This window comes from Bacteroides faecis, from assembly GCF_020091505.1.
GTDB lineage: Bacteria > Bacteroidota > Bacteroidia > Bacteroidales > Bacteroidaceae > Bacteroides > Bacteroides faecis.
This window is the reverse complement of record NZ_CP081916.1, coordinates 969,794-994,795: the sequence shown is the minus strand read 5'-3', so window position 1 is coordinate 994,795 and position 25,002 is coordinate 969,794. Positions and strand designations below refer to the sequence as shown.

General features: G+C 41.8%; 15 protein-coding genes. 10 read left to right on the top strand and 5 right to left on the bottom strand.

From position 1 onward, the window contains the following. Positions 1-59: 59 nt before the first annotated feature. Positions 60-929 (top strand): AraC family transcriptional regulator, encoded by an 870-nt coding sequence (locus K6V30_RS04325; protein WP_055269320.1) that lies wholly within the window; start codon positions 60-62, stop codon positions 927-929. 363 nt (positions 930-1,292) lie between these two features. Continuing rightward, positions 1,293-3,881: a DNA mismatch repair protein MutS gene (gene mutS, locus K6V30_RS04320; RefSeq protein ID WP_032836622.1), complete on the top strand. Its 2,589-nt coding sequence runs from the start codon at positions 1,293-1,295 to the stop codon at positions 3,879-3,881. Positions 3,882-3,933: 52 nt separating this feature from the next. On the opposite strand, the gene K6V30_RS04315 is transcribed toward mutS, so the two are convergent. From K6V30_RS04315 to ychF, 5 genes are all read right to left on the bottom strand, one after another. After that, on the bottom strand, positions 3,934-6,015 hold the full coding sequence (locus tag K6V30_RS04315) for a discoidin domain-containing protein (protein WP_055269280.1): 2,082 nt from the start codon (positions 6,013-6,015) through the stop codon (positions 3,934-3,936). A 21-nt stretch (positions 6,016-6,036) separates the two neighbouring features. Beyond that, positions 6,037-6,681 (bottom strand): chloramphenicol acetyltransferase, encoded by a 645-nt coding sequence (locus K6V30_RS04310; protein ID WP_010535891.1) that lies wholly within the window; start codon positions 6,679-6,681, stop codon positions 6,037-6,039. Next, a complete protein-coding gene (gene lgt, locus K6V30_RS04305; RefSeq protein WP_010535890.1) occupies positions 6,678-7,523 on the bottom strand; it encodes a prolipoprotein diacylglyceryl transferase in 846 nt (281 codons plus the stop codon). The genes K6V30_RS04310 and lgt overlap by 4 nt, the downstream gene beginning before the upstream one ends. Before the next feature lie 27 nt (positions 7,524-7,550). Continuing rightward, entirely contained in the window at positions 7,551-8,462 is a 912-nt protein-coding gene (locus K6V30_RS04300; protein WP_055269279.1) for a ketopantoate reductase family protein, read from the bottom strand. A gap of 110 nt (positions 8,463-8,572) precedes the next feature. Further along, positions 8,573-9,676: a redox-regulated ATPase YchF gene (ychF, locus tag K6V30_RS04295; protein WP_010535888.1), complete on the bottom strand. Its 1,104-nt coding sequence runs from the start codon at positions 9,674-9,676 to the stop codon at positions 8,573-8,575. Between the two features lie 366 nt (positions 9,677-10,042). Here ychF and K6V30_RS04290 point away from each other — a divergent pair, with 366 nt between their 5' ends. The 8 genes from K6V30_RS04290 to K6V30_RS04255 all read left to right on the top strand — a co-directional run bounded on the left by K6V30_RS04290 (position 10,043) and on the right by K6V30_RS04255 (position 24,978). After that, entirely contained in the window at positions 10,043-10,213 is a 171-nt protein-coding gene (locus K6V30_RS04290; RefSeq protein ID WP_155520381.1) for a hypothetical protein, read from the top strand. A 206-nt stretch (positions 10,214-10,419) separates the two neighbouring features. Beyond that, a complete protein-coding gene (locus K6V30_RS04285; protein WP_055269277.1) occupies positions 10,420-14,499 on the top strand; it encodes a hybrid sensor histidine kinase/response regulator transcription factor in 4,080 nt (1,359 codons plus the stop codon). A gap of 414 nt (positions 14,500-14,913) precedes the next feature. Next, the gene (locus K6V30_RS04280) at positions 14,914-18,114 is read left to right on the top strand and encodes a SusC/RagA family TonB-linked outer membrane protein (protein ID WP_117615196.1); all 3,201 of its coding nucleotides are present in this window, start codon (positions 14,914-14,916) and stop codon (positions 18,112-18,114) included. A 12-nt stretch (positions 18,115-18,126) separates the two neighbouring features. Next, the gene (locus K6V30_RS04275; RefSeq protein ID WP_224207260.1) at positions 18,127-20,094 is read left to right on the top strand and encodes a RagB/SusD family nutrient uptake outer membrane protein; all 1,968 of its coding nucleotides are present in this window, start codon (positions 18,127-18,129) and stop codon (positions 20,092-20,094) included. Positions 20,095-20,128: 34 nt separating this feature from the next. Next, positions 20,129-21,400, top strand: coding sequence for a DUF4959 domain-containing protein (locus K6V30_RS04270; protein ID WP_055269275.1), 1,272 nt, complete (start codon positions 20,129-20,131; stop codon positions 21,398-21,400). A 14-nt stretch (positions 21,401-21,414) separates the two neighbouring features. After that, a complete protein-coding gene (locus tag K6V30_RS04265; protein WP_055269274.1) occupies positions 21,415-22,098 on the top strand; it encodes a DUF4998 domain-containing protein in 684 nt (227 codons plus the stop codon). 105 nt (positions 22,099-22,203) lie between these two features. After that, on the top strand, positions 22,204-23,037 hold the full coding sequence (locus K6V30_RS04260) for a hypothetical protein (RefSeq protein ID WP_141758178.1): 834 nt from the start codon (positions 22,204-22,206) through the stop codon (positions 23,035-23,037). A gap of 111 nt (positions 23,038-23,148) precedes the next feature. After that, positions 23,149-24,978 (top strand): DUF4838 domain-containing protein, encoded by a 1,830-nt coding sequence (locus tag K6V30_RS04255; protein WP_055269272.1) that lies wholly within the window; start codon positions 23,149-23,151, stop codon positions 24,976-24,978. The last annotated feature ends 24 nt before the right edge of the window (positions 24,979-25,002 follow it).

Here is a 25,002-nt window from a genome sequence, read left to right as displayed (position 1 = left end):
AATGTTTTTTCCTATATTTGCATATAGTTATTTCAAATTTGCAATTAACAGAGCTGGTTATGAGAAAGATAATGAACGAGCAGCTTCCTATATCGAAGTCATCCCCTTTGAAGGCTCGTTTTTATGACTACCCTTACTTCACTTATCCGTGGCATTTCCATACGGAGTATGAAGTTATCTATGTAAAAGAAGGTACGGGGATGCGGTTTGTCGGAAATAATGCGGAGAAATATGTGGATGGTGATATCATTCTGCTAGGCTCTGATCTGCCCCATTATATGAAAAGTGATGATGTATATCAAAAAGAAGGCAGTACACTCCGGACAACAGGTACTATCATCCAGTTTGAAAAAGACTTCATGCACCATGCCTTTAATTACTATCCCCATTTCATTAAGATCAAAAATCTGCTTGAAGAGGCACAACGGGGGATTTACTTTCCCGCAGGCTGTTCTTCAAGACTGGTTGAGCTGCTCGAATCCATTCCGTTGGAGACAGGGGTTGACCAGATCACTTCTTTCCTGCAACTTTTGAAAGAGATGGCAAACGTTACTTCCCGGTCTGTAATATCGACTTCTGACTTCGAGAATGATATTATATATGATGGATCGAGAATCGATAAAATCATAGCTTACCTGAATAAAAACTATACGCGACAGATCGACCTGAATGAAATATCCTCTCTGGCTGCCATGAATCCTGCTGCATTCTGCCGCTTCTTTAAGAGTAAAACGGGCAAATCGTTTAAGAATTATATATTGGAGATGCGGATAGGATATGCATGTAAACTGCTGCTTATGGGCGATATGAATATCTCGCAGATTAGTGTGGAGTGCGGATTTGATACTATTTCCCATTTTAACAAGTCATTTAAGAAGCATACCGGATTCAGTCCGTCTTACTATAAAAAGATGATGCTGGCTGAATAAGAAAAAGAGGCGAACGAGACGTATGGACATAAAAAAAGGGTCAACGCCTTGACCCAACCTTTGTTAACCTTAAATCTAATACTATGAAAAACACATTGCAAAGATACGGACTCTTGGGAAATTAGCAAATAATCCAAGTAAAATAGCATGTTTTATAACACGTTTTAAGATTTTCTTCCTGCTTGTTAAGAAATTGGACCTGCTTTTTTAAAAGGATGCAACACTAATTGTGAAAATTGAAACAGGAAATTCCGTTGATTCTCTGACGAAAAACTGTTATCTTTGCTCCGATAATCTCATTATTCACTCAACAAAAAAGAAAAGGAGCGAACCGTGAACGAAGAAGAAATCGTGCTTACCCCCATGATGAAACAGTTTCTGGACTTGAAAGCCAAACATCCGGATGCAGTGATGCTGTTTCGTTGCGGTGACTTTTACGAAACATATTCTACAGACGCCATTGTTGCATCTGAGATTTTAGGAATTACACTGACAAAACGCGCTAATGGGAAAGGAAAGACCGTTGAAATGGCAGGATTTCCCCATCATGCGCTCGATACATATCTTCCGAAGTTGATTCGTGCCGGAAAGCGTGTAGCTATCTGCGACCAGTTGGAAGACCCGAAACTGACGAAGAAACTGGTGAAAAGAGGTATCACCGAACTGGTTACTCCCGGTGTCTCTATCAATGACAATGTACTGAATTATAAAGAAAATAACTTCCTGGCTGCCGTTCACTTCGGAAAGGCTTCCTGTGGAGTTGCTTTTCTGGATATATCTACCGGTGAGTTTCTCACTGCGGAAGGTCCCTTCGACTATGTAGACAAATTGTTGAATAATTTCGGACCGAAAGAGATTCTTTTTGAACGGGGCAAACGCCTGATGTTCGAAGGTAACTTCGGCAGCAAGTTCTTTACTTTCGAACTGGATGACTGGGTCTTTACTGAAACTACTGCCCGCGAGAAACTGCTGAAGCACTTTGAGACCAAAAACCTGAAAGGCTTCGGGGTGGAGCATCTGAAGAATGGTATTATCGCTTCCGGCGCTATCCTGCAATATCTGACGATGACACAGCATACACAGATCGGGCATATCACTTCGCTGGCCCGTATCGAGGAAGATAAGTATGTGCGTCTGGATAAGTTTACTGTCCGCAGCCTCGAGTTGATCGGCAGTATGAATGATGGCGGCAGCAGTTTGCTCAATGTGATCGACCGGACAATCAGCCCGATGGGGGCCCGTCTGCTGAAACGCTGGATGGTTTTCCCGTTGAAAGATGAGAAGCCCATCAACGACCGTCTGAATGTGGTGGAATACTTTTTCCGTCAGCCGGACTTTAAGGAGCTGATTGAAGAGCAGTTGCACCTGATAGGAGACCTGGAACGTATTATCTCCAAAGTAGCCGTAGGACGGGTGTCGCCACGTGAGGTAGTTCAGCTGAAAGTTGCTCTGCAGGCTATTGAGCCCATTAAGCAGGCTTGTCTCGAAGCGGATAATGCCAGTCTGAACCGGATAGGCGAACAACTGAATCTTTGCATTTCTATTCGTGACCGGATTGCTAAAGAGATCAATAATGATCCTCCTTTGCTGATCAACAAAGGTGGAGTGATTAAAGACGGTGTGAATGAGGAACTGGATGATTTGCGCCGTATCTCCTACTCCGGGAAAGATTACTTGCTGCAGATACAGCAGCGTGAGAGTGAGCAGACGGGTATTCCGAGCTTGAAGGTAGCTTACAATAATGTATTCGGTTATTATATAGAAGTCCGCAACATACATAAGGATAAGGTTCCGCAGGAATGGATTCGTAAGCAGACGTTGGTCAATGCAGAACGCTATATCACACAGGAACTGAAGGTATACGAAGAAAAGATTCTGGGAGCGGAAGATAAGATTCTCGTCCTGGAAACCCAGCTTTATACTGACTTGGTGCAGGCATTGACGGAGTTCATCCCGCAGATACAGATTAATGCGAATCAGATAGCCCGTCTGGACTGCCTGTTGTCTTTCGCTAATGTGGCGCGTGAGAATAATTATATTCGACCGATTATTGAGGATAATGATGTGCTGGATATCCGCCAGGGACGTCACCCTGTGATTGAAAAGCAGCTTCCGATTGGTGAGAAGTACATTGCCAATGACGTAATGCTGGATAGTACCACACAGCAGATCATCATTATCACAGGTCCGAACATGGCAGGTAAGTCTGCGCTCTTGCGCCAGACTGCACTGATTACGCTGTTGGCGCAAATCGGTTCGTTTGTACCTGCGGAACGTGCTCATATCGGCTTGGTGGATAAGATTTTCACCCGTGTGGGTGCCAGTGATAATATTTCGGTAGGCGAGTCTACTTTTATGGTGGAAATGAATGAGGCTGCGGATATTTTAAATAATGTCTCTTCCCGGAGTCTGGTGCTATTCGATGAGTTGGGGCGCGGTACGTCTACTTATGACGGTATTTCTATTGCCTGGGCCATCGTAGAGTATATCCACGAACATCCGAAAGCGAAAGCACGCACCTTGTTTGCCACCCATTATCATGAACTGAACGAGATGGAGAAATCCTTCAAGCGTATCAAGAACTACAATGTGTCTGTGAAGGAAGTGGACAATAAAGTGATTTTCCTCCGTAAGCTGGAACGTGGAGGAAGCGAGCACTCCTTCGGTATCCATGTAGCAAAAATGGCGGGTATGCCGAAGAGTATTGTGAAGCGTGCCAATGCCATTTTGAAACAATTGGAATCGGATAACCGTCAGCAAGGTATCTCCGGCAAACCATTGGCGGAAGTCAGTGAGAACAGAAGCGGTATGCAACTCAGCTTCTTCCAGTTGGATGACCCGATACTTTGCCAGATTCGCGATGAGATACTCAATCTGGATGTGAATAATCTTACTCCGATTGAGGCGTTGAATAAGCTGAATGATATTAAGAAGATAGTCAGGGGCAAATAATGATGAACTGCACTCCTAAAGTTCTGTGTCCAACTTTTGGGGTGCAGTTCAGTTATTTCCTGCACCCGTAGATTTCCACATCCCCAATGCGGGCTATACCATCTTCCCCTGCATCCTGTATCAGCAGGCGTACATATCTTCCGCTTGTCGGAGTGATATCTACGTCCGTCACAGATACTGTATTTCCTTTTTGGATATCTACACGAGTCCATTTCTTACCGTCCTGACTGACTTCTATTGAAAAAGACCGTGTATTTAGTCGTTCCGGCAGTCCTGCGTTTCCGGCATGACGTACTACATAACGACTGATCAGGTATTCATTTTTAAAATCGAATTGTATCCAAGCGCGATTCCCTTCTTTCTTAGATATCCACAGGTGTCCTTCGCAGGGCGTGCCGTCTGCTGCAAACTTCGTTTCTGTGGAAGTCGGACTGGAAGTTATCTTCATTTTGGGTAAGAGTGTCAGATTGAAAGGCAGGTAATTGGCCTGATTGTGAAGATTGAAGAAATGGTCGCCCCGGCAGATTACAATATTGCCCGGTGATAGTTCTTCCAGACGCTTCTTCAAGGCAACGATATTGTCCGGTCCCATTTTCCAGGATTCACCTTGTGCGGAAAGGAATATGGGATGCGAACCGTCAAATTTGGCTATGGTGTCTCTCCAGAAGGAGTAGATTACATCCACTCCGTTGGCATAACAAGGAAGATTCGGAACGAAGGCGAGTTTATGGTCCTGTATGTAAGTCGGCACTTTATACGGGCGTCGTTCCCAGTCTTGTTGTGTCAGGCCGTACAGGTAACGGCAGTTACGGACATAAGCTCCCATTTGCTCCTGATTTACTTCGTCCCAGATGGTGATGACACGCAGTCCGCTTTTCTCCAGGTATTGCTGGGTCAGTTTTGCATAAGGGGTGAAGTCTGTTCCGGAGGTTGCATTCCAAAGATAATTGTGAGCGTCGTAAATCAACGAATATCCCATACCGGAGGGGCCGGATGCAAAGAAGTCGTTGGGGGTGGCTGTCGTGTAATAATGATTAAGCAGTCCCGGTCCGAAGTCCACTAATCCCGGGCTGATCGTCCAGTTGATAGGTATCACGCCTCTTCCTTTCTTGTCCCATAGTTCGGACATGGCATGCTGGCAGTATTGCACGTTGTCGCCGTCGCTCATATATAGTGCCAGATAAATTTTGTTTTCCAGTGCGGGCATTTTGGGTATTTCCGGATACTGAATCTGCTGTTGCATGCCTGCATACACTGTTGTATTTTCATAGAAATCGGAAGGGATGGTTGAGAGCCCATATTCTGTGGCAAGGCCTATACCGGAGCGTTCTTCGGCATACCAACCGGTAATGATGCTTTCTCCCGGCTGCATGGTTTTCATAAACTTGCGTAATACTGTATTTTCTTTCCAGTCACGTGCGTCCAGCCACACGATAGCTGCTCCTGATGCAACTGCCAAGTCGCGTACAAAGCCGCGTTGGGGCGGAAGGCTGATGAGCAGACGGTGCGTGCACTTTTTCCAGTACTGGTCGTACATGTATTCGTAGATTTCCGTGGCTTTGGTGTAAGGCAGCTTTCTGAGGTCTGCCAATACGGGAAGCTGGATATTTTGTTGCTTTAAAAGCTCGTATAGTTGGGAAGTTACGGGAATTGCATCTTCCAGTCCGGCAACTGTTGAGGCCAGGTTCAGGTAATGGACGCTCTTTTCCGGATCGTATAGAATCACTCCTTTCAGTTCATTCTTGTATTTGCTTACTAACCGCATGTATTGGGTAGCTTCGAGTTCGTTGACGGATAAATTCAGCAAGCGGGGCCATTTATGTTTACCTTCGCTGAAATGCTCGTACAAGAAGATGCGTGGTTGCCGCTTGTTGATTATACCCTGTACAGCCAGCAGCATCGTCTTTTCTTCCGAAGATAGCTTACCCTGTTTCATATCTATTCCGTCCAGCTGTGATGCAGGAGTGGCAAAATGAGGCAGCATCTGACCTGCCGGCCAGTAAGTTCCGCTTTCTATGGTTTGGTGTTGGCTGACAGGAATGTATTGGTTGGTTCCCTGTTGAGCATATAATACAGAGACTGGCAGGGATATAAAGCATGTCAATATAAGAAGTTGTCTATAGAATAGTTTCATTGCTATGTGTATTAGTGTGTTTCATTTCAGAAACTCTTCCACCTTTTTGTAAAATAAAGAAAGATGATGACCGTCAATAAACCCGTGATGAATAGTCATGGCGATAGGCATCACCAGCTTGCCTTCCCTTACGACGGCTTTTCCGGCATTCAGCAGCGGATAGTTGTTACCGCTTTTCTTTTCCTGTGTGCCGGTGATGGAAGTAAAATATAAGTCGGGAGTTGCGCTAAGCAGAATCAGCCCGTAATCTCCGTCGGCTACTTCTCCGTTTTCTGCTGCATACGGATCACCGTCTTCGGGGATGGCTTCAATAATCATTTTGGCTTCCCGATAGAAAGTGTCGAAATCGTTGTGGTAAGGAAAACGAGTGGTGAAGAACTTGCCGTTCTCTTTTATCTTGATGGGAGAAAGCATATCTATGGCGTCATAGAGCACCACACGCCCCTCCGTATCGATGCGGTAACGAAACTCCGGAATCTCGTTGGCTGCACGCAGCACTGCGTACAGATAGTGGAGAAAGAAAGACTGTCCCGCCGCTTTGGCTCGCTGTTTGGCGCCTCCGCATTCTACTTCCGAGGTAATGGATAATTGGGGATTCTGGAAATGGCGGAAGAAGTTGAAATTCTCCTTCCGCTCCCAGTTTTCTATATCTATAATCCGTTTCATTTCTTAGCCACTTTCTTCCGGTCATAGAAGAACATGAAGTAGATACCTATGATGATGAATGGAACGCTTAGCCATTGTCCCATGTTGAACATCATGTGATCTTCGAAGGCTTCCTGATTCTCCTTCACAAATTCGATGAAGAAACGGAAGGTGAAGATATAAGCCAGGCAGAGACCGAAGAAGAATCCACGGTGTAGTTTCTTGCTATAATTCTTGTAAAGATAGAACATGATGAAGAACAGAATCAGGTAGGCAATCGCTTCGTAAAGCTGTCCCGGATGGCGGGGCAACATGTCTACCCGTTCGAACACGAATGCCCAGGGCACGTCGGTCGGTTTACCGATAATTTCGGAGTTCATCAAGTTTGCCAGACGGATGAAGCAGGCAGTGACAGGCGTAGCGACAGCAATCATGTCCACTACATCCATATAATGAAGCTTCGTCTTACGGCAATACAGCCAGAGAGCGATCATCAATCCAAGTGTACCTCCGTGGCTGGCAAGTCCTTCGTAACCGGTGAATTTCCATCCTCCGCCGGGCAGGAACTTGATTGGCAGAAGCATTTCCACAAATCCTTTTCCGCTTGTCAGATACTGTCCCGGATCGTAGAACAGGCAGTGTCCCAGACGCGCGCCAATCAGAATTCCGAAGAAACAATAAAAGAAGAGGGGATCAAATTTCTTCTCGTCTATTTTTTTGTCACGATATTGGTAGTGGACGATGATGTAGGCAAAGAAGATTCCTACTGCCCACAATAATCCGTAGTAACGGATAGAAATGCCGAACAGGTTGAATAGTTCGGGGTTCGGATTCCAATTGATAGATAATAAGAGGCTATTCATGTTGGATAACGGTTTACGGTTTGATAATTAGTGTTTTGTGAATTTTTCGGCAACCATCCGGTAAGTTGGTATGTCGATACCTTGCTCCTCGGCTGCTGCAATCATGTCAAACAGCAAACCTTGTATTTCCGATTCATGTCCCCGTGCCAGATCCTTTTGCATGGAAGCGGTACTGTCGGGATCGAGTTTATCAATGACTTTCAAATTGTAGCTGACCGGATCTTCGGGAAATTCGACTCCTAGTTTACGTCCCAGTGCAGCACTCTCGGTAGAAAGCCCGATGAATGTATCCCGTACTTTTCCCTGTTTCTGCACCTCGCCCATCGGTACGTCGTAGTAGGCTCCGGTGACAGCCATTGCCGAGATAAACGACCATTTGACAAATGTATCCCGATTGATGTCCGGAGAGATTTCAGCCTTGATTCCACTTTCCTGAAGATCTTTCTGAATAGCTTCCAGAATGCCCGGAGCTACCTGTGTCCCTTTGTGGGCACCATACACCAGCCGGAAGATTTTTCCCATCTGGGTTATTTCTCCCGCACCGGAAACAAAGCCTACAATGTAGATACATCCATCCAGTACGGTTACCTCCGGAACCAGGCGCTGAATGCGCGGACCGGTTCCGTAAACATTCAGGATAGGGATAACGACCGTCTTGTCGTGTGATGCCCTTTTGATGAGTTCGGTAATCGAATCGACGGAATATCCTTTCACGCAGACAAAGATCACGTCTGCTTTTCCATTGAATTCTTCTGCATTCATAGCAGGGATAGCCAGCGCATGCTCTCCCTTTAAATCTGATTTCAGTTTCAGGCCGTTTGTCTGTATGGCCTGCAGATGAGCTCCGCGGGCAATACAAGTAACATCTTTTCCGGCAAGTGACAAGAATCCTGCGATACTGCCACCGACGCCTCCGGTTCCTGCAATGAGATATTTCATAATTTAATGAAGAATTAAGAATGAAGAATTATGAATGAAGAAAAGTGACCGGTGGAGTTTCTGCCTGATACTAAATTCATCATTTTTAGTTCTTCATTCTTCATTTATTATTATACGTTGAAGCGGAAGTGCATGATGTCGCCATCCTGTACTACATATTCTTTTCCTTCCACACCCAGTTTCCCGGCTTCCTTGACGGCTGCTTCCGAACCGTATTGGATATAATCATCGTATTTGATTACTTCTGCACGGATAAATCCTTTTTCGAAGTCAGTATGGATTACACCTGCACATTGCGGAGCTTTCCATCCTTTCTCATAAGTCCATGCACGTACTTCCTGTACGCCCGCTGTGAAGTAGGTTTCGAGGTTCAGCAGCTTGTAAGCTGATTTGATAAGACGTGCAACACCCGATTCTTCCAGGCCTACTTCGGCAAGGAACATCTGGCGGTCTTCGTATGTTTCCAGTTCTGCGATGTCTGCTTCGGTTTTTGCAGCGACAACGAGGATTTCTGCGTTTTCATCCTTTACAGCTTCACGAACCATGTCTACGTATTTGTTGCCGTTTACGGCACTTGCTTCGTCTACGTTGCAGACGTACATTACCGGTTTGCTGGTCAACAGGAAAAGTTCGTGAGCGATTTTCTGCTCGTCTTTTGTTTCAAAGGTCACGGTACGTGCGGATTTTCCTTGTTCCAGAGCATCCTTGTATTGCACGAGTACGTCATAAGCTTGTTTGGCAGCTTTGTCTCCACCTGTCTGAGCCTGTTTTTGTACTTTCTGTATACGGCTTTCGATTGTTTCCAGGTCTTTCAGCTGAAGTTCATAGTCGATAATTTCCTTATCGCGGACGGGGTTTACGCTTCCGTCTACGTGTGTCACGTTATCATCGTCGAAGCAACGAAGTACATGGATGATTGCGTCTGTTTCGCGGATATTGGCAAGGAACTTGTTTCCCAGTCCTTCGCCTTTGCTTGCACCTTTCACCAGTCCGGCGATGTCTACGATTTCTACTGTTGTAGGAACAATTCGTTGGGGGTGTACCAACTCTGCCAGTGCGTTCAGACGTTCATCGGGAACAGTGATAACACCTACATTCGGTTCGATTGTACAGAAGGGGAAGTTTGCCGCTTGCGCTTTTGCGTTTGACAAACAGTTGAAAAGTGTCGATTTACCTACATTCGGAAGTCCGACAATACCACATTGCAATGCCATATTAATCTATTATTTCTTTTATTATGATCCATACATGTGAGCAATGGGTTGGCACTAATCTCCCGATAAAAACAGTCCTGATTGCCAACTTGCTCATTTTAGTTTGCAAAGATAATCATTTTTTGAGTTAATGAGGGAAACTTGGTATACTTTCTGTCTTTTTCTGATAATTGTGCAGGCTTGGAAAAAGGTCTGGAGCAAATTGACAAAATGAATTTTTAATCTCTTTAGAAGGTCCTTTTTCTGCCTGGCGGCAGGAACGGATGGAAATAAAGGAATGAAAATCTGTATTTCGTTCATAATTTTCTTTCGTATCACCTGTGTGTAACAATTGAATCACTAAGGTTAGATAACTGTATCACCAAAGTGATACGAAAGAAAATTGCTAATAGGAATGAAGGTTTCCCGCAACTCGTCGGACTCTATCAGAAGGCTATTGATTTCCCATATACTGATGAAAATGGTGCACGTCGCCCTCAATTCATTAATCTGGATATGGAAGAATACAAAGGTGTCCAATCTTATTTATTTTCCTAAGTAGATGCTCATAATAATTAAAATTATCTTATCTTCGCCTCATATTACTCATATTAAAAGTACAAGCAAATGCAAATTAAAACGTTAATATTGAACCGAACAATAAGAATTGAGAATCAATTACACGCATAATATTGCTTGGCTAGAAAAAATACTTATGAAACATCTATAATTCACTATTATAACCAGTCTAAATTTCAATCTATATGATGAAAAACTACGAACATAATCAACTTGAACCCGGAGTACTGACAAGAAGTCTGTTAATATTGTTCTTACTCATCCATTTACCAGTTGGGGTTATTCACGCATCTTATACCACATTAGGTAATAAGTTTCGTAATTTTACGACACAAGATGGTCTGGCAGATAATATGATTTTTTGTATTCATAAGGATCAGAAGAGCTTTATGTGGTTTGGAACTAATTATGGATTAAGTAGATATGATGGCAAAAGCTTTTATAACTATTCGATATGGGATGATTTTAATATTTCGGTTTCGAAAATAGAAGAAACGAATGAAGATTTATTGTACCTTTTGAGCAATGATTGGATCACTTTATTTGACAGTAAGAAAGAATGTGTGAAACCTTTGAACATTCGGATAAATAATAAGAATTGTCAAATTATGGATTTCTCACTAATGAATGATTCTGTATTGTTAGCCTGTGATACTCAATTTTTTCTGAAGATAAATGTATTGCAGAGGACTACTAAGCCGCAAGCGCAAATAATTGGAACTTATAAATATCCTTTAAAAGAAGAGGAAATGTTTGTTCATTTTTGTTTTTCGTCTGATAAAAAGGACTTTTATGTCGTCACTAATTTTGGACGCGTGTTGATGATAGAATGGAGTACGATGAATATAAAGGAAATGGTGCAATTGCCAATTACGAATGAAAAAATAGGGATATCGTCAATTTCATATTATGATCAGAGTCTTTGGATTACTTCGATGGTTGATGGCATTTTTATTTGTGACAGGTTTTTGCAGCATGTAGACCATTTGGTCAACGGTAGTACTTATTCTAGTCTATCACACAATGATGTATATTCGGTATGTTGCTTATCTGAAAATTCATATGTAGCCGCTACTTGGTTTGGTTACACTATCATACATCGAGATACTTATAAAAAGAATGCATGGGTCTCTGAGGTTTTTCAGCAAATGTCATGTGATGTAAATCAGAATATAGAAACGCGTATGATTTCTTCTTATTATGATCCTGTAGGTGTGTTATGGATTGGGACACATGGAGGAGGAGTGATTATGATTGATTTACGTTGGAACTTCTATAAACGCTTTGAACAGGGGTGTGATAATGAAACAGAAAGTATTGTAGCTGATAATAAAGATAATATTTATCTTGCTACTTATCATTTGGGTATCATGCGAAGTGTGGAGCCTTATAGTGAAAAAGGACAGAATTTAGATTTTAAACCTATTTCTATACCCAATGTCAGTCCTACATTTTTATGTTCTGTAAAGGACAAGGAAGGTAATTTGTGGTTTGGTAATAAAGATGGTAATCTTGTTTGTTATGATTCTTTTCGTGCATCATATAGAATATATGATGCATTGTCTCATTTGAATGTGTCTGTTCATTCATTGTTTATAGATGCCCAAAATCATTTTTGGGTAGGAACATCAAATGGGTTATTTCTTCTTGATAAGCAATTTCATATTGAAAAACATATTATGTTGGATAACGAGCATCCTAAAGTGTTCGATATAAAAGAAGATAGGGAACATAATTTGTGGGTTGCGACTGGAATAGGCGTCTTTTACTTACAGACGAAAGAAAATGACTGGAAAGTAACTAAATGTGTGCAGTCACAACCAGCTAATACGGCTCAATGTGTATTGGTAGCGTCTGATGGCAATGTATATGTTGGCTTTAAAAACGGGCTTGGTATTATTCGTAATAAGACAATGCGTTTTTCAAAGTTTCTCACGGTTGCGGATGGACTGATTAGTAATTGGATTAATTGTATAACTGAAGGAGAAGAAGGGGATATTTGGATTGGCACTAATTCCGGAATAACAAGGTATGACCAGAAATCGAAGTGTTATAATTATTATATTTCAGGAAGTAATCGGTCGGTTGCTAAGATTGGTAATGTTTTATTTTTTGGAGGAAGCAAACAGGTGCTATGTTTTAATCCAGAAAAAGCAGTTTTTTCATTTGAGTCCAATTATAAAAATAAAGTCTTTATCACTAATCTTGAAGTAGATGGAAAACGTATAAACATAGGGGAAAAATATAATAAACAAACTATTTTGAATCAACAAATCACTTATACAAATGAAATAAAATTGAATTATGAAAATCGAAATTTAGCACTTGCATTTAGTAATTGCTCCTATTCCTATGGCATGCAAAAGTATGAATACAGATTGTATCCTTATCAAAAAGAATGGAATATTTGTAATGATGGTGAAGGAGTTTCATATGCTAACTTGTATGCCGGCAAGTATTCTTTCCAAGTGAGAGCCATTTATCCGGGGAAATACAATGGAGAAATAACAACTTTAAAAATAAAGATTCTGCCACATTGGTCGCAAACCTGGATATTCAGAATCGGTGTAGTTCTTTGCGTTATAACAATTTTACTTTATTTATTTCAGAAGATAAAAAATCAGCAATGCAGAAGGGAGCGAATGCTGTGTTTGGAACATGACCTTGACACGGCAAATATGTTAAAGGAACAAGAACATAACATGAGTAAGGAGAGAGAGCAATTCTTTGTTCAAGTAGCTCATGATCTCAGGACTCCTTTGACTTTAATATTTGCCCCCCTTGGCGAGCTTCTACTGTCGACTGACAAGAATAGCGCTTCTTATACGAAGTTGCAATATATTCTCAAAAGTGCTAACTCAATCCAATATCTTATCAATCAATTACTTCAAGTTCAAAAGATGAAAGCGGGTATGTTGAAGTTAAGTATATGTAAAACTGCAATTCAGGATTTAGTGGAGCGAAGCGCTTTTTCTTTTAAAGAATTTGCTGTTCAACAAGGATTTGAATTCAATATTGATATAGATTACAATACAGATATATATATAGATGTGGAGAAGATGGAATCGGTAATAAAAAATTTGTTGTCCAATGCCTTTAAATACACATCAGCCGGAGGAAAAATATCCTTAACAGTTTTTTACAATGAACAGGATGGCGATGGATACTGTTGTGTACAAGTCAGAGATACAGGAGTAGGAATTGCTTTAGAACATCAATCCCGCATTTTTAGCTCATTTGCAACAGGAGACCAATTCCCTAAATACTCTACAGCCGTAGGAATAGGATTATATATTGTGAGAAGTACGTTGGAATTACATCACGGCTTTGTCAAATTGGCCAGCAAGGTTGGCGAGGGAAGTTCATTTACTCTTTTTATTCCCGAAGGAAAATCGCATTTTGCAGATGATAATTATAAGATATTGGAATCTTCAGAGAATGCGGAAGTAGATCTTTTATCTGAACAGGCGCCAACAATGTCTTCTATTAAGAATTTGAATGAGTGGTCTTTACTAATCGTAGAAGATAATATGGAGGTCAGAAATTATATTGTAAGTTTGTTTAGTGATAAATACCGCATTTATGAAGCTTGCAATGGCGAAGAGGGAATTCAAATGGCTGGGCAATTATTACCGGATTTGGTTATAACTGATGTAATGATGCCAATAAAAGATGGTTTTGAATTTAGTAAAAAGCTTAAAAGTGATAGTCCTACATTTCATATACCAATCATAATGTTGACGGCAAAAGCTGAGGATGTTGATATCATTAAGGCAACTCAGCTAGGAATTGACGACTATCTTACCAAACCATTTAATGCAGGAGTTCTGAAGGCTAAAGTTGAAAATTTACTTCTGCAACGGCAGTTGCTGAAGAACTTTTACTCGAAGTCCTTGAATTTAAAGTTCTCAGACAGTGCTCCGGAGGTTGGCGGAGAAGAGGCATTTATGCAGAAAGTGATTAACATTATTGAAGCGAACCTAACCAATGACGTCTTTAGTGCCAAAATGTTGGCCGGTCTGCTCAATGTGAGCCAGCCAACGTTGTATCGCAAAATAAAAGATATTTGTCAGCTATCCATTATTGAGGTGATACGTAATGTAAGAATCAGCAAAGCTGCGTCCTTGTTGCTGCTGAAGAAGTATTCCGTTCAGGAAGTTTGTGAGATGGTGGGGTATAATGATTATGACACATTCAGAAAGCATTTTGTCGCCAAGTTTAAAGTTTCACCTTCCAGATATGATAATTCAGCTGAGCACCAATAGAATTGAGTTGTCGGCAAATTTTCTCCAAATATATCATAAGTTTTGTTTTTCTCACATATTCCTATAATATGTGGGAAAATGTTGTCGGGCATATGGAGAGACTAAATGTCAAGGAACCCCGTAACTGATAAAGAATCGAATAAACGATTTAATGTGGTCCTTCTGGTGTTCTGTGACTGTATTTGAATAAAAAAACGGGAGTTTATGATTAAAATGCCTGCAATGAAAAAAGGCCGTTATTTATACTTTTGCAAGTAATAAAAGGAGGAGAAAGCTTAATTTCTTCTAGTGGATCCGTTTTGCCGGAAGAGAATACCTTATTATTATAATCTTAAATTAATTGTTAGCCTATGGAACAAAAAAAGTTTCGGTATTATTATGAAATCTATTTTATTAATGAAAAACAAAATTTTTATGAAACATTACTCAACTATTGAAAGACAATTTCACTTTCGATGGAAAGAATGGTGTACGGTCTACCTGTTCTTTCTGTTTGCATGTGGATTACCATTGGCTCTGAAGGCTGAAACAAGCGAGGTCGCATCCGTATTTCAGAATAAGACAAAATCCGAATTGAAAGGAGTAATCCTGTCAGCGGATAATGAGCCTGTTATAGGGGCGAATGTTCGTATTGAGGGAACCAATGAAGGTGTTATTACTGATTTGGACGGACAGTACAGTATCTCGGTTCCATCGGAAGGCTGTAAAATTCTGATTTCCTTCATGGGATTCAAATCGCAAACACTGACTTTTAACGGAAAAAATCAGAATAAATTTCGTAGTATCACTCTTTTCGAGGATGAGAATATGCTGGATGAGGTGGCGATAGTCGCTTTCGGAACTCAGAAGAAGGAGAGTGTGATAGCGTCAATTTCGACTATCAAGCCTGCAGAGCTGAAAGTGCCCAGCAGTAACCTGACCACCGCGCTTGCGGGACGTATGGCCGGTATCATTGCTTATCAACGCAGCGGTGAACCGGGGCAGGACAACGCGGACTTCTTTGTGCGTGGAGTCACCACTTTCGGTACGGGAAAAAAAGACCCTCTAATACTTATTGACGGGATAGAGCTTACGGCAAATGATTTGGGGCGGCTCAATACAGACGATATCGCCTCCTTCTCTATTATGAAAGATGCCAATGCCACCGCCTTGTATGGCGCTCGTGGCGCGAATGGTGTAATCTTGGTAACCACCAAGGAGGGACAGGAGGGAACTGCAAAGTTTTCCGTCCGTTTCGAAAACTCATTCTCAGCAGCAACGCGGAATATTGAATTGGCGGACCCGGTTACTTATATGAAACTGTATAATGAGGCAGTCAAAACGCGCAATCCACTTGGAGTAGATTTTTACTCGGAAGATAAGATTAACAATACTGGCAAACCGGGGTCGAACCCCTATGTTTATCCTGCTACCGACTGGCAGAAAGAAATCATGAAGGATTTCACTTCCAACCAGCGTCTCAACGTGAACCTAAGCGGTGGTGGAAAGGTGGCCCGTTTTTATATCGCCGCGCAATATAATCAAGACAACGGCTTGCTGAAAGTAGCCAAAGAGAATAATTTCAACAGTAATATCAATCTGAAAAAGTTCTCCTTGCGTACTAATGTTAATATGAATATCACGCCTTCTACGGAAGTGATATTCAGAATGCACGGAACGTTTGATAGCTATACAGGGCCTATTCAGGGTGGAACGGATGTATTCAGAAGCATCATGCGTACCAATCCTGTTCTTTTTCCGGCTGTCTATCCCAAAGACGAAGCCAACAAAAACACCCGGCATCTGCTCTTCGGAAATTACGACGGAGCCAATTACATCAATCCTTATGCCGATCTGGTGAAAGGATATAAGAACTATAGCGAAAGTCTCGCTTTAGCGCAGGTGGAATTGAAGCAGAATTTAGATTTCATTGTGAAGGGGCTATCAGCGAGAGTTATGTTTAATACCACTCGTTACTCCTTTTTTGATGTCTCGCGCTTTTATCAGCCGTATTATTACAGAATCGGAAGTTATGATAAGAAATCGGACGTTTACCAGCTTCTGGCTTTAAATAATGAGGACGGTACGGAATATCTGAATTATAACGAAGGTCAGAAGAGAGTTACAAGTACCACTTATGTGGAAGCCGCATTGCAGTACAACCAGACTTATGCGGAGAAGCATAGCGTAAGCGGATTGTTGGTATATACCCTCAGGGAAGAACTGAACGGAAATGCCGGCAGCTTGCTTCTCTCTCTGCCTAAGCGTAATATCGGGCTATCAGGTCGTTTCACTTATGCCTATGACAGCCGCTATTTTGTTGAGGCGAATTTCGGCTATAACGGCTCAGAACGGTTTGCAGCGCAGGAGCGGTTTGGATTCTTCCCGTCTGCCGGTGTAGGTTATATAATCTCTAATGAGGCATTCTGGGGAATTAATAAAGATATTGTCAATAAATTGAAATTCAAGGCTACTTATGGTATGGTTGGTAATGACCAGATCGGAGAACCGACGGATCGTTTCTTCTATCTCTCCAACGTTAATCTTAACAATGGTGACAAAGGCTACTCTTGGGGAACGAATTTTGATTATAATGTAACGGGTGTTTCTACATCCCGCTATGCCGACCCTTTTATTACATGGGAGACTTCCTACAAGCAAAACTACGGTTTTGAGCTAGGTCTCTTTAATAAAATAGAGTTGCAAGGTGATTTCTTTATCGAGCGGCGTAAGAAGATACTTCAGAATCGTGCCAGCATACCTACGACAATGGGACTTCAGTCGGCCCCACAAGCGAATATCGGAGAGACGAAAGGAAGCGGATTTGAACTCTCGCTTGACTACAACGAAGTGATAAATAAAGATTTCTGGATCACGGCCAGAGGAAACTTTACCTATGCGAAAGCAAAATATGTAGTTTTTGAAGAGCCGAATTACTTCGATTCTCCGTGGCGTCGCATAACAGGATCGCAACTTGGACAAGGCAGAGGACTTATCGCCGAACGACTATTTGTAGACGATGAAGATGTACGTAATTCACCTAGACAAGACTTCGGAGCATACACTGCGGGGGATATCAAATACAAAGATATTAATAATGATGGAATCATTAATGCCAAAGACGTAGTTCCGATTGGATACCCGACGAGCCCAGAAATCATCTATGGACTGGGTTTCTCTATCGGATATAAAAGTTTCGACTTCTCCTCCTTCTTTCAAGGGTCGGCTCGTTCCTCTTTCTGGATCGATACGACGGGGGATGACCATATCAGTCCGTTTGGCGGTGAACGAGCTCTTTTAAAAGTGATTGCCGACGATCATTGGTCGGAAACGGATCGTAATATTCGTGCTTTCTGGCCGAGATTATCTGTTGGCGGTATGAGTAACAATAACCAACGAAGTACTTGGTTTATGCGGGATGGATCATTTTTGAGATGGAAATCAGCGGAATTGGGATACACACTTCCTAAGGATATTTCCCGAAAGGCTAGAGTTGAGGTAGCGCGTCTTTATTTGAGCGCGACCAATTTGCTATGCTTTAGCAAATTTAAGCTATGGGATCCTGAGATGGCCGGTAATGGATTGGGATATCCCTTGCAAAGAGTTATCAATATTGGTATAAACTTAACTTTTTAATCTTCCGTGATTATGAAAATACGACATATATCTAAGGTGCTGATAGCACTTCTATTTACTACCTCTTGTGGTGATTATCTAGATGTGATTCCAGATAATATTCCGACTATCGACCATGCATTTATCGATCGGATCTCCGCCCAAAAGTTTCTAGCTACCTGTTATTCGTATCTTCCGAATGATGAGACCGCTCCGAACAATCCGGCGATGGTTAGTGGTGAATGCTGGATAGCGAAGGAAGGACGCGGCTATTTTAATTTCTTCGAGAGTGATGTATGGGATATGTTCAGGGATCAGGGATTCCAGACGGTAGGAAATCCTATCAGTAACTATTGGGATGGCGGTGCTAACGCGAAAAACCTCTGGATCGCTATCAGAGACTGTAACATTTTTCTTGAAAACATTTATAAGCCTCAGGATTTGACTGAAGGAGAGCGTGCCCGTTGGATTGCCGAAGTTACGTTCTTGAAAGCGTACTACCATTATTATCTGTGGGTGCGCTATGGTCCTATACCGATTACAGATACGAACATCCTGGTTTCCGCTGGTCCGGATAAGGTTCGGGTTTATCGAGATCCCTCCGACGATGTAGTCGATTATATTGTAAGCACTATCGACAAAGCGCTACCCGATCTGTTTGAACAGGTTACTTCCGAATCGCAGGAGTTGGGAAGGATCACTAAGCCTATCGCATTGGCCATCAAGGCAAAATGTCTTGCCTACGCTGCCAGTCCTTTATATAACGGCAACCCTTACTATGCTAATTATGTTGACAACAGAGGCGTTCATCTCTTCCCCGTCGAGTATAAGGCAGAAAAATGGCAACGTGCTGCCGTGGCATTGAAAGAGGCTATTGATGTGTCTGAAAAGGCAGGACATAAGTTGTATTATTACGACAAGTATTTCGGAAGTATCAGCGATTCCACTAAGAGAACATTGAATATCAGGCTGGCAGTGACCGATCGCTGGAATAAAGAGGTGATTTGGGGTAGAAGTGCCGGGGCTATTAATCGATTGCAGATTAACTGTGATGTCCGTACAAGTGGAAATGGACTCAGTTCGGAAATTACCGAAGCGCTTTCTCCTACGCTTGAAACCGTAGAACGTTTTTATTCTGACAATGGAGTTCCTATTGACGAGGATAAGACTTGGCAGGAACTTTACAAGGAGCGTTATCAGACGCAGGCTATTACTTCGGACTATAAATATTACATGTGGTATAGTTCAAATAATCCTCAGGTAACGGCCAAGCTACATTTCAGACGTGAAACCCGTTTCTACGCGTCACTCAATTTCGATAGAGGAACAGTGTATGGTAAAGATAAAACTCTGTATGATACATATGCTACTACTGGTACTCCAGGTAGTGACAAAACGATGGAGGTGGCACAAATGCGGAGCGGTGAAACTGCAGGCCGTACGGCCGCTGAGAAGTTTTCAATCACCGGGTATACACCTAAGAAAATGGTGGCTTTGACTTCATACGTAAAGGAAAATTCATACGTGGGTTATGCTTATCCTTTCCCTATTGTCCGATTGGCAGATCTTTATCTTTTGTATGCCGAAGTACTTAATGAGGTTAAGTCGGCTCCCGATGATGAAGTTTACAAGTATATTGATTTGGTCAGGAAGCGTGCTTCATTGGAGGGTGTTGTCGACAGTTGGAAAAAATATTCGCTTGATCCTAACAAACCGCTTAGTCAGGATGGTATGCGTGAGATTATTCATCGTGAGAGGGCAAATGAACTGGCTTTCGAAGGGCAGTACTATTGGGATATCAGACGTTGGAAGACTATAGAACAAGAATTTGCGAAGCCGATACGCGGGTGGAGTGTGACCGAAGGCAATCCGAATGAATATTATAAGGTACAAACACTGCAGCCTAGTATTTCATTCTCGGTGAAAGACTATTTTTGGCCCATAAGTCAGAGCGCTCTGGATGTTAACCGGAATCTCGAACAGAATCCGGAATGGAAGTAAGTATGTAACATAATCAATTTAAAAGTTAACAGCAATGAAAACAAAATATTTCATGCCTGTCCTCTTTCTCTTCTTATCAGCCTTGTTGGTATGTTGTACGGAAGAATTTGTGGGACAACCATCTACTGATAGTACCTCTCCGGGCACAATTAGTGTTGTTAAGGTGGAGAGTACTCCAGGTGGAGCTAACATTATTTATAAGGCTCCGTCTGACCCCGATCTACTTTACGTGAAGGCTTATTACGAGCTCAATGGGAAAATGCAGAATACAAGTGCTTCGCTCTATACCGATACGTTAAAAATAGTTGGTTTCGGAAATACAGATCCACAGACTATACAGGTGTGTTGTGTAGATCGGAGTGGTAACGAAGGAAAAGCCGTACCTGTAGATATTAAACCCCTTACTCCGGTTGTCGAACAGGTTTTCGAAACCATTCATATGGTGACGGCATCGGGCGGTATACAGCTTACTTGGGAAAATAAAGTCCGTGAATCGGTGGCTATTGTGATTTACGCGTCTGACAACAATGGATATCTTACCGAAGCGGATGTCGTCTATACATCTGTCCCCAAAGGTAAATATACGCTTAGGGGATTTGATGATAAAGAAAGGACATTTGCTGTGAAGATACGCGACCGTTGGGGAAATAATTCAGAGATAAAGGAGGGGAAATTCACTCCTTATTTTGAAGAAGAGATCCCCAAAGAAAATGGTAAAGGAGCAATGAAACGTTATTGGTTACCTTTTGACAACCCTACGAATATTAGCTGGACGAATTTTGAGTTCTGGAATATGTTTGATGGCATTACAGTTGGTGAAAATATGTTCCACACTAATTATGGTCCTCCACAAAGCCCGGTTTACTTTACTATTGATTTAGGTTGTCTGGTTAAATTGGGACGTTACAAACTTTGGTATCGCCAGAACACAGGATGGGGGCATCACAATCCCCGGAAATGGCGTCTTTATGCCACAGCCGATCCAAAACCTTCTCAAGATGCCCATCCTTCGGATGAGGAGGAGTATTGGAATAAAGACGCGAATGGTGTTCCTCCCGGAAAGTTTGCTACTGATACGGCACTAGGCTGGTATAAAGTGGGAGATTTTGAGGCCGAAAAGCCTTCTCTCAACGGTGGCTCACCACAGGATGATAATGATGTCATGTTGTCGGGACTCGAGTTTGAGGTAGACCCCAATTTGCCTCCGGTACGTTATATCCGTTTTGAGTTGGTTATCACGTGGGGAGGAGCGACAGATAATGTCCATATATCGGAATGGGGATTCTGGGGTAAGATTATAAAGTAAAAAACAAAAAGATTATGATGAAAAACAAGTATTTACCAATTATTTGCTTATTCTTCCTGTTTGCTTCGTGCTCTGGAATGAACGATATCATACAAGATTATCTTGACCGAGGTGAGATTAACTACATAGGACGTCCCGACTCACTGCTGACAACCGGTGGAAATGGACGGATGCAGCTTAGATGGCTTGCAGGGAAAGACCCTCGCGTAGAAGGATATATCATCTATTGGAATAATCGGACAGATTCGGTTGTGGGCGAAATAGACCGTAACAACCTCCTGAAAGATCGCTATAATTTCTGTATATTTAATGTGAAGGAATCATCTTATGAGTTCGAATTAGTTCAGACCGGTTCGAAAGGAGTCAATTCTATCGCGTCTACTGTGACAGGTAACGTGTATGGAGATAGCTATATTTCGCAACTGAAAATAAGGGAACTTATAAACGTAGCCGAAGACGTCGATGGAGTCAAATTGACGTGGGGAATCAGTAACAGCAGTAAGTATGTGGATTTCACTTACGAAAAGGCAGATGGAACTGAAGCAATCTGCCGTATATCATCGCAAGTGAATGACATAATTCTGCCGAATCCGAAGTCACGGGGTGCATATAGTTATAGTACCTACTATGTGCCAGGTAAAGATTCGCTGGATGTATTTAAGGCACCGGAAGTGGTTGATGGTAATTTTCCGTTTTGATTAGGATTAAACAGTGATAACAGACAAAAGGTAAAGGGGGGGCAACCGCCTCCCCTTTATTTCTTTTGGGTTTGCATGATATTATTCAATATTAAAAATATGCTTATGAAGTCGTGTCTCATTCTCTTTCTATTAGTATGGAGCTGTGCTTCTTCAATGTTTTCTCAAGACTTGCTGGTTACCCAAAGGAAAGATTCTATTAACTGTGATGTAGGGGTGCTTGACGAGAAAGGATTTTATCCGTTTATATTTATGATGGATGGTAAACGTATGGAAGGTCTCATTCACAAAGATTCTGTTCTTTTGGTGCGTAAGAAACTATTTAGAAGTCTCTATTCCAATCGTCTGAGACCTTGGTATCCTCTTCTTGAGATCGGCATTGATGCAGGTGTTGCCCATCAGTTGGGAGCATTTCGTCAAGATCCGGATCTAACTTCCGGAAGTGGATTTCAAGCTCGCACAGGTTATTATATTGGGGCAGACATTACTTATTTTGTTTCCAAACGGATAGGATATGGCGTCAAATACAATTACCGTTCCCTTTTAGGTGGTGATCTTTCCTATAATTATCTCGGACCACTTGTTCATATTAGGTTCTGGTCTCCGAAAAGGAAAAATAATCTCTTTTTCATGGCATCGGTAGGCTATGGGTGGATGGAACAGAAGGATGCTCCCGTTCAAGTGGGACTGACTAGACCTCGGATTACGATGTCTGCCAAAGCCGTTTCGGGGGACATTTCGGTAGGAGGAAATTTACGCTTGTCCAAAGCTGTATCACTGCGCGTCAAGTTATCTGGGATAGTTGGCTTCCCTAGTTTCAAGAGGGTGAAAGATATTCAGAAATATGTGCAAGCAAGCGATGAGCCTCTTGAACTCGGAAGCTATTGTGATAATATGAACTCAATCAACCTTTCTGTTGGATTCACTTTCCATAAGTAAAACCTTAGATAAGTTTGAATCGAATCATTTCTTATATTCGTTTGAGAGATTTTGATCAATGAACTTTTTGTATATCGGATATTAGCAAAATATCCATGATTATTATTGCCCATGAAATATTGCATTGCATTTATATCGTTTTTTTTATTTTCCTGTTATAGTTTTGGTGGAGGATTCACTATTACGAAGAATAAGGAATATGCCATTTATATCCGGCAAGATTCTCCAAAGCTTATGCGTTATGCCGCTAATGAACTGGCCAGATATCTGGCTGAAACCACCGGAGCTATATGTGAAGTGAAAGCTGAAAAACAGTGTGCGGTTAATCAACTAACTGTGGGGACGGAGAAACCGGTTAAGGCAGTTTTTCTTCCGAATACACTAAAAGAATCCGCTGATGATGAATTTATAATCCGTGTAGATGATAATAGTCTGACAATAGACGGTGGAAATGCGCGAGGGGTACTGTATGGTGTCTATACTTTTCTTGAAGATTTTTTGCAATGCAGGTGGTATTCTTCCAAGGTTCGAATTATTCCGTTCTCGGGCACTACTCGGATAAAGACCTGCAACATTGGATATAAATCGCCCGTAAAATGGCGTGAAGTATATTATTATGAGTTGTGTGACCCTTATATCGCTGGCATCCTTAAACTGAACGGGAATGGTGAACGGCAAAATAAGGTTGCGCCATATCGTTTCGCTATTAGTGGAGGGAATCATGCAGGATGGGGATATTGGTGCCATTCGTTATACTCGATGGTTCCACCTTTTCTTTATGATACTCATCCCGAGTATTTTTCTGAAATAAATGGAAAAAGAATAGCTCCTGTCGGTAAAGAAGGTGGTACGCAGCTATGCCTGACCAATCCTGATGTATTAAAGCTGTCGGTCGAAAAACTTCGGAAAGAAATGAGTAAGCCTGTCACCGGTATGCCTGTATGGGCAGATTCTACTGCTACTTATTGGAGCATAAGCCAGATGGATGGGAACGGAAATTGCACATGTGACGAATGTAAGCGTTTGGATAAGTATGATGGAAGTCCCAGTGGATCAATTCTTAGTTATGTCAATAAAGTTGCTGCTAAATTCCCCCATAAGAAAATAGCTACATTGGCATATATATATTCGCGCAAAGCCCCTCGATATACGAAGCCTGCCCCTAATGTCGCCATTCAACTGTGTGCTATTGAAACAGCCCGTGATGGAATAAACCTGCCTATTACATCTTCTCCAATTCATGCTTCATTCAGGAATGATTTTCAAGAATGGGGACGAATCTGTAATGATATCGTTGTTTGGGATTATGTTGTACAGTTTCAAAATCTGATTTCTCCTTTTCCTAACTTCTCTGTAATGCAGGACAATATTCAATTTTATATAAAAAATAATGCAACAGGAATATTCTGTCAGGGTAATCGTGAAAAAGGAGGAGAGTTTGCCGAATTGAGAGGCTATTTGCTAAGTAAGTTGTTATGGAATCCGAATTGTGATTTTCTGGTTCAGATGAAAGACTTTCTGAATGGGTACTATGGAGCAGCAGGACCTTATTTATATGAATATATAAAGATGATGGAATCGGAATTGAGAAAGTCAGGACTTAAACTTTCAATCGATGGCGAACCGGAATTTCATAGAATGGGTTATCTGTCCGTAAAATGTTTAAAGAAGTATAATGAATTGTTTGATAAGGCAGAAAATAGTGTCCAAAACGATCGAGACATATTAGCGAGAGTACAGAAGGAGAGAATGGGAATTATGTATGTTCAGCTACGTTTGGGATATGGCAGTCTACTTGAAAGAAAAGCGATTTTACATCATCTGATAGAATTGGCAAAGATTAATGATGTATGGATGTTTAGCGAAGTAGATTGGAGAAAGGATCAGAGTGGAAACAGAGAAATGTTTGAAGTTAAAATGAAATCAAGTTTGAGTGAATGAAAAAGTTTATATGCATATTGTTTG

Coding starts and splice junctions, on each gene's coding strand:
- K6V30_RS04325 (WP_055269320.1), top strand. CDS start 60: ATGAGAAAGATAATGAACGAGCAGCTTCCTATATCGAAGTCATCCCCT.
- mutS (WP_032836622.1), top strand. CDS start 1,293: ATGATGAAACAGTTTCTGGACTTGAAAGCCAAACATCCGGATGCAGTG.
- K6V30_RS04315 (WP_055269280.1), bottom strand. CDS start 6,015: ATGAAACTATTCTATAGACAACTTCTTATATTGACATGCTTTATATCC.
- K6V30_RS04310 (WP_010535891.1), bottom strand. CDS start 6,681: ATGAAACGGATTATAGATATAGAAAACTGGGAGCGGAAGGAGAATTTC.
- lgt (WP_010535890.1), bottom strand. CDS start 7,523: ATGAATAGCCTCTTATTATCTATCAATTGGAATCCGAACCCCGAACTA.
- K6V30_RS04300 (WP_055269279.1), bottom strand. CDS start 8,462: ATGAAATATCTCATTGCAGGAACCGGAGGCGTCGGTGGCAGTATCGCA.
- ychF (WP_010535888.1), bottom strand. CDS start 9,676: ATGGCATTGCAATGTGGTATTGTCGGACTTCCGAATGTAGGTAAATCG.
- K6V30_RS04285 (WP_055269277.1), top strand. CDS start 10,420: ATGATGAAAAACTACGAACATAATCAACTTGAACCCGGAGTACTGACA.
- K6V30_RS04280 (WP_117615196.1), top strand. CDS start 14,914: ATGAAACATTACTCAACTATTGAAAGACAATTTCACTTTCGATGGAAA.
- K6V30_RS04275 (WP_224207260.1), top strand. CDS start 18,127: ATGAAAATACGACATATATCTAAGGTGCTGATAGCACTTCTATTTACT.
- K6V30_RS04270 (WP_055269275.1), top strand. CDS start 20,129: ATGAAAACAAAATATTTCATGCCTGTCCTCTTTCTCTTCTTATCAGCC.
- K6V30_RS04265 (WP_055269274.1), top strand. CDS start 21,415: ATGATGAAAAACAAGTATTTACCAATTATTTGCTTATTCTTCCTGTTT.
- K6V30_RS04260 (WP_141758178.1), top strand. CDS start 22,204: ATGAAGTCGTGTCTCATTCTCTTTCTATTAGTATGGAGCTGTGCTTCT.
- K6V30_RS04255 (WP_055269272.1), top strand. CDS start 23,149: ATGAAATATTGCATTGCATTTATATCGTTTTTTTTATTTTCCTGTTAT.